Origin of the sequence: Noviherbaspirillum sp., assembly GCF_036846085.1 — a bacterium.
Lineage (GTDB): Bacteria > Pseudomonadota > Gammaproteobacteria > Burkholderiales > Burkholderiaceae_D > Noviherbaspirillum.
The window spans coordinates 1-5774 of sequence record NZ_DAIUCO010000304.1; the positions used below are offsets into that span (position 1 = coordinate 1).

Annotated in this window: 7 protein-coding genes; 6 read left to right on the plus strand and 1 reads right to left on the minus strand. The window is 63.5% G+C overall.

Going from position 1 to position 5774, the window contains the following annotated elements; genetic code table 11:
* The 6 genes from V7080_RS23135 to motD all read left to right on the plus strand — a co-directional run.
* Nucleotides 1-846 (plus strand): FHIPEP family type III secretion protein (locus tag V7080_RS23135; protein WP_334190738.1); only part of this gene is annotated, 846 nt, incomplete at its 5' end.
* The gene (flhF, locus tag V7080_RS23140; protein WP_334190739.1) at nucleotides 843-2129 is read left to right on the plus strand and encodes a flagellar biosynthesis protein FlhF; all 1287 of its coding nucleotides are present in this window, start codon (nucleotides 843-845) and stop codon (nucleotides 2127-2129) included. The genes V7080_RS23135 and flhF, both read left to right, overlap by 4 nt.
* Nucleotides 2122-2970 carry a MinD/ParA family ATP-binding protein gene (locus V7080_RS23145; RefSeq protein WP_334190740.1) on the plus strand — a complete coding sequence of 283 codons (849 nt, stop codon included), beginning with the start codon at nucleotides 2122-2124 and terminating at the stop codon, nucleotides 2968-2970. The genes flhF and V7080_RS23145 overlap by 8 nt, the downstream gene beginning before the upstream one ends.
* A 3-nt stretch (nucleotides 2971-2973) precedes the next feature.
* Nucleotides 2974-3714: an RNA polymerase sigma factor FliA gene (locus V7080_RS23150; RefSeq protein ID WP_334190741.1), complete on the plus strand. Its 741-nt coding sequence runs from the start codon at nucleotides 2974-2976 to the stop codon at nucleotides 3712-3714.
* Nucleotides 3696-4433 (plus strand): flagellar motor protein, encoded by a 738-nt coding sequence (locus V7080_RS23155; protein WP_334190742.1) that lies wholly within the window; start codon nucleotides 3696-3698, stop codon nucleotides 4431-4433. Before V7080_RS23150 ends, V7080_RS23155 begins: the two co-directional genes overlap by 19 nt.
* A gap of 7 nt (nucleotides 4434-4440) precedes the next feature.
* On the plus strand, nucleotides 4441-5220 hold the full coding sequence (gene motD / locus V7080_RS23160) for a flagellar motor protein MotD (RefSeq protein ID WP_334190743.1): 780 nt from the start codon (nucleotides 4441-4443) through the stop codon (nucleotides 5218-5220).
* A gap of 102 nt (nucleotides 5221-5322) precedes the next feature.
* Here the strand turns inward: motD and V7080_RS23165 are convergent, their stop codons facing one another.
* A complete protein-coding gene (locus tag V7080_RS23165; RefSeq protein WP_334190744.1) occupies nucleotides 5323-5577 on the minus strand; it encodes a DUF1488 family protein in 255 nt (84 codons plus the stop codon).
* Nucleotides 5578-5774: the final 197 nt, after the last annotated feature.

Here is a 5774-nt window from a genome sequence, read left to right on the forward strand (position 1 = left end):
GCCTACCGGATCGCCCTCAAGGGCGTCGAGGTCGGCAGCGGCGAGGCATTTCCCGGCCAGTTCCTGGCGATCAACCCGGGCATGGTCACCGGGGCGTTGCCAGGCCCGGTGACCAGCGATCCGGCTTTCGGCCTGCCGGCGGTCTGGGTCGATGCAGCCACACGCGATCAGGCGCAAGCCATGGGATATACCGTGGTCGACGCGGGCACCGTCGTGGCGACCCACCTGAATCACCTGATCACGATGCATGCGGCGGAACTCCTCGGCCGCCAGGAAGTGCAGCAGCTGCTCGACCACCTCACGAAGGAATCGCCGAAGCTGGTGGAAGACCTCGTGCCTAAGATGCTGCCGCTGTCGACGCTGCAGAAAGTGCTGCAGAACCTCCTCAGCGAAGGCGTGCATATCCGCGATATGCGCACCATCATCGAAACGCTGGCCGAGCACGCCTCCTACCAGCAGGACGCAAACGAATTGACGGCGCTGGTACGCATTGCGCTCGGACGCGCCATCGTCCAGCAGCTGTTCCCCGGCATGAACGAACTGTCCGTCATCACGCTGGACAACCGGCTCGAGCGGCTCCTGATGCAGTCCATGCAGTCCGGCGGTCCGGACGGCGCCGGCATCGAGCCTGGCCTCGCCGATACGATCGCAATGCAGGCGGAGCAGGCTACGCGGCAACAGGAACAGATGGGCCTGACGCCGGTACTCCTGGTTCCCGGACCATTGCGCGCGCTGCTGTCACGTTTCCTGCGCCGCGCGCTGCCGCAGCTGAAAGTGCTGTCGCACGCGGAATTACCCGATTCGAAAACTATTAGAGTGACAAGCCTGGTTGGAGGGCAAGCATGAACGTAAAGAAATTCTCGGCAAGCACATCGCGTGACGCATGGCGTCAGGTACGCGAAGCTCTTGGCCCCGACGCGGTGATCCTGTCGAACCGCACGATCAACGGGATGGTCGAGATCCTGGCGCTGGCGGGCGAGGACATGTCGTCGCTGGCAGAGCCGGCGGTGGAAAAAGAAGCGCTGTCCCAGTCGACGCTGGCGGCACTGACGCCGAAGCAGCGACCGGAAAGCGGGCAGGCCGCAGGACTTGCAGGTGCGCTGGCAGCCGCCCGCCAGCAGTCGAATCCGCAGGAAGCCGCTACAGCGTCGGCATCGGCGGAACTGGCACAGGTGATGAGTGAAATCCGTTCGATGCGCGGCATGCTGGAAGCCCAGCTCACCGAGATCGCCTGGGGCAGCCAGCAGAAGCGCGAGCCGGCGAAAGGCCTGGTGATGCGGGAAATGCTCGCCGCCGGATTCAGCGCCAGCCTGGCCCGCTACCTGGTTGAGAAGCTGCCGGCCGGTGAAAAGCCGGAAGGGGCGATGAACTGGATCAAGTCCGTCCTCACCCGCAACCTCGCAGTGGTCGATAACGAAGCGGAGATCATGGGAAAGGGTGGCGTGTTTGCGCTCGTAGGGCCGACCGGTGTCGGCAAGACCACCACCACCGCCAAGCTGGCGGCACGCTGCGTGATGCGCCACGGCGCCGGCAAGCTGGCCTTGATCACCACCGACGGCTACCGTATCGGCGGTTACGAACAACTGCGCATCTACGGCAAGATCCTCGGCGTGATGGTGCATTCGGTGAAGGACGAAACCGACCTGCGCATCGCGCTCGACGAAATGAAAAACAAGCACACGGTGCTGATCGACACCGTCGGCATGGGGCAGCGGGACAAGATGGTGGCGGAACAGATCGCGATGCTGTCCGGCGCCGGCACCAAGGTCAAACGGCTGCTGTGCCTGTCCGCCACGTCGTCCGGCGAGACGCTCAATGAAGTGGTGCGGTCCTACCAGGGTTCCGGCCTGGCCGGTTGCATCATGACCAAGCTGGATGAAGCCGCCACCATCGGCAGCCTGCTCGATGTGGCGATCCGCCAGAAGCTGAGCCTCTACTACGTTGCCAACGGCCAGCGGGTGCCGGAAGACCTGCACGTGGCAAACCAGCATTACCTGGTGGACCGCGCCTTCAAGCTCAAGCGCGAAACCGCGCCGTTCCTGATCCAGGATTCGGAGCTGCCGATGGTGATGGCCAACACGGCCCGTTCGATGAACGACAATGAACTCCGCGAGGTGCGAATTGGCTAATTTTCATGTGGATCAGGCGGAGGGATTGCGTCGCATGCTGGCCGGCCCGCGGCCGCGAGTCTTCACGTTTCTGTCGGCGACGTCCGCCGAGGAAAAGGGCGCGATGCTGGTGAATCTCGGCGCATCGCTTGCGCAGGCCGGCAGCAACGTCCTGCTGTTCGACGCCAGCACCGGCTCCCAGGGCATCGCCTCACGGCTCGACGCGGTGCGAAGCGCGACATTGCTGCAGGTTGCCCGGCAGGAGAGGGCGCTCGACGAAGCGGTGCAGGCCATGCCGCAGGGCTTCGGCGTGGCGACAATGGCGCGCGGCACGCAGCGCGTCGTGCCGGGCGATGCCGACCAGGCACGGCGCCTGTCCAACGCATTCAAGTTGCTGGCAGCGGGCGGCGACATCCTCCTGGCGGATGCCGAGCTCGACGCCGAAGGCGGACTGCCGATCGACGCGCTGGCCGATAGCGAAATCGTGGTGCAGGTATCCGCCGGCGCGGCATCGATCAAGGACGCCTACGCCATCATCAAGCGCATCAACGCCCGCTTCGGCCGGCGCCCCTGCGGTGTGCTGGTCACCGGCACGTCCGACGCCGAAGCAAGGGTGGTGTTCGACAACATGGCGCGTGCGGCAAACCGCTACCTGGCCGTCAAGCTGTATTCGATGGGATCGGTCCCGCCGGACGATCATGTCAAGCGCGCGGCACGTCTCGGACGTGCGGTGATCGACGCGTTTCCGCTCGCCGGCGCATCGGTTGCCTTCCGCACGCTCGCCGGACGATTTGCCCTTTCCGATGTGCCAGGCATGGGTTTGCATGGTATATCGGCGAACGGTGCCAACCCGAGAATTTGAATTATGTATACCGTTAGCGGAAAAACGGACAAGGCGGATAAGAACGCGTTATTGACCCAGCATGCGCCTCTGGTCAAGAAGCTCGCACACCAGATGAAAGCGAAGCTGCCGCCCAGCGTCGAAGTTGACGACCTCATCCAGGCCGGCATGATCGGCCTGCTGGATGCGGTCAACCGCTATGAAGAAACCCACGGCGCGCAGTTCGAAACTTACGCGGTGCAGCGCATCCGCGGGGCGATGCTCGACGAGCTGCGCAGCAGCGACTGGCTGCCGCGCAGTTTGCGCCAGAACATGCGCAAGATCGAAGTCGCCATCAATAACCTGCAGCAGCGGCTTGGCCGCACGCCGAAGGAAACCGAGATCGCCAAGGAGCTCAAGGTCTCGCTGGAGGAGTACCAGGAACTGCTGTCCGACGGCAGCGGCCACCAGCTGGTGTACTACGAGGATTTTCACGACGGGGAGGGGAACGATCACTTCCTCGACCGCTACTGCGTCGACGAATCGCCCGATCCGCTGCAGGCTCTGGTAAATGGCGGATTTCGCGAAGCCGTGATCGACGCGATCACTGCCCTGCCTGACCGGGAAAAAATCCTGATGGGTCTCTACTACGAGCAGGAAATGAATCTCAAGGAAATCGGCGCCGTCATGGGCGTGTCGGAATCCAGGGTCTGCCAGTTGCACAGCCAGGCGATCTCACGCCTGCGCGCCAAACTGCGGGAGCAGGCGTGGACTGGGCTAGCCTAGCCGGCATCGCGCTTGCACTGGCCGGTGTGCTGTTCGGCCAGATGCTCGAGGGCGGCGATATTTCATCGCTGCTGCAGCCGGCCGCCTTTTCGGTCGTGATGATCGGCACCGCCGGCGCGGTGCTTCTGCAGAGCGGCACGGCAACCTTCGTGCGCGGCATGATGATGCTGCGCTGGATCGTCACGCCGCCGGACGGCGCCAGCACCGTGTCCAACGTTGAAATCGCCACCTGGAGCAGCACCGCCAGGCGGGAGGGTCTGCTTGGCCTGGAGCGTTTCCTCGAGAGCGTGCGTGATCCGTTCACCGCCAAGGGGTTGCGCCTGATCGTCGACGGCATCGATCCTTACAAGGCGCGGGAAATCCTGGACGTCGACATTTCCACCTATGAGCGGCGGGAGCGGCAGGCGGTCAAGGTCTGGGAAGCCGCTGGCGGTTATGCACCGACGATCGGCATCCTCGGCGCAGTGCTCGGCCTCATCCACGTCATGGAAAACCTCTCCGATCCGTCGAAGCTTGGTGCCGGCATTGCGGTCGCCTTCGTTGCCACCATCTACGGCGTCGGATTTGCCAATCTCGTGTTCCTGCCCATCGCGAACAAGCTCAAATCCCATATCGTCGATGAAGTCCGCCGGCGCGAGATGATGGTCGATATCTGCTTCGCCATCGCCACCGGTGAAAACCCGCGCGTCATCGAAGAGCGCATGGCCGCCTACCGTTAAGGCAACGATGATTCCCGACCGGCGCCGCAGGGCGCGCAAGCGTTTCGAGGAAGAGCCGGACAGCCACGAGCGCTGGATGGTGTCCTACGCCGATTTCATCACGCTGCTGTTCGCCTTTTTCGTCGTGATGTACGCGCTGTCGAGCGTGAACGAAGGGAAGTACAAGATTCTTTCCGGCTCCCTGGTCAGCGCCTTCGGGCGTGCGCAGCCAGCGCCGGTGATTACCGGCGAAGACCAGGTTGTTCCGGGGATCCGCCATGGAGCGCAGCAGAAGACGCGCAATGCCGAAACGCTCCGCCGCGAAAAAGAGCAGATGACCGCCATCGCCCGCGACATCCTCACCGTACTGTCACCGCTGGTGGACCAGGGAAAGGTGCGGGTAACGCAGACCATCCGCGGCGTGAACGTGGAAATCAATGCCAGTGTCCTGTTCGCCCCCGGCGATGCCCGTCTCGCCGGCGAGACCATCGGCGCACTGCGCGCCGTTGCGGCGGTCCTCAAGACCGACGACCATGCGATTCAGGTCGAAGGACATACCGACAGCCAGCCGATCAGCAATGCGCAGTTCCCGTCGAACTGGGAGTTGTCGGCGGTGCGCGCCAGCAGCGTCGTGCGGCTGTTCATCGACAGCGGCGTGGCGGAAAAGCGGCTGACGGCGGTGGGCCATGGGCCTACCCGGCCGGTGGGGTCCAACGACACCGCCGACGGCAGGCTGCGCAACCGGCGGGTGTCGGTCATGATCCTGTCGAATCTGCCGGAAGAAGTGACGGAGCTGCCGGTGATGTGAGTGCAGGTCAGGTAATGTGCTGCGGCCGTGGAACGGCATCATCGGCGACTGCACGGGCACCAACGTCAATCCAGGTACGCCATAGGTATGTCGCCCGATCGGTCAATGAAAGCTGTCCGGACCAAGCTTGAGGGGATTGCCCGGCACGTTCGCCGCCACCATGCGCCTGGCTACGCCGTTGATGTTGGCTTCGAATGCGCGGAAGGTGTCGATCGGGCTTGCTTCGCCTGCGCTTTGCCGGGAAAGCTTGGCCAGCGCTTCGTTCGAGATGAAACAATCACGATTGATCGAGTCGACGCGGACCGTGAAGGCGACGCCTTCGGTCGTTAATTGTGGTTCTGCCAGGGTGTGTGACATGTCTTGCTCCAGAGATTCCGTAGGGAAAAAGGCGTGGCTGAAATTGAATGCCATCCACGAGGGTGCGCCGTGGTTGGCGTTTTGGCAAGCTCAATCGCATTTGCAGGCATGAGATTTCATGCCGGTATGAGAAATGTCATGCCGGTGACCGGACTGCTGGAATGGGAGCGGGTGGGCCGCCGCGGGCGGCCCGGGAG